The organism is Shewanella electrica, assembly GCF_022321485.1.
Taxonomy (GTDB): Bacteria; Pseudomonadota; Gammaproteobacteria; order Enterobacterales; family Shewanellaceae; genus Shewanella; species Shewanella electrica.
Genome location: NZ_JAKOGG010000136.1, coordinates 1 through 291, shown reverse-complemented (window position 1 = coordinate 291; position 291 = coordinate 1). Strand labels below are relative to the sequence as shown.

Sequence of the window (291 nt, the reverse complement as noted above, 5' to 3'; positions counted from 1 at the left end):
ATCTAGAACAGAGCCACAAATAAAAAGCGCCGAATTACTCATGCGCTAGCAGCCAGCGACGCATCAGCCTTGGTCACCAGCGCGTGCAGCTTCAATGGCGGCGTTTAACGCTAGCAAATTGGTTTGTTCCGCAATCGTCCCTGTTTGCTGATTGATTCGCGCTCGATAAAACGTTTGGCAATTTCTGCCATTTGGCGCAGTTGCCAAAAGAAGGCGGCAATATATAAAACGCGCTGGTAATTCCCAAGGCCAGCAAGTTATCCCGTAGCGAGGCTGATTTTAGGGATGTCG

General features: G+C 49.8%; 1 pseudogene. It reads right to left on the bottom strand.

The features are described from left to right. Positions 1-66 precede the first annotated feature (66 nt). Positions 67-138, bottom strand: a pseudogene (locus L9G74_RS20165) (methyl-accepting chemotaxis protein); the annotation flags it as partial. Between the last annotated feature and the right edge of the window lie 153 nt (positions 139-291).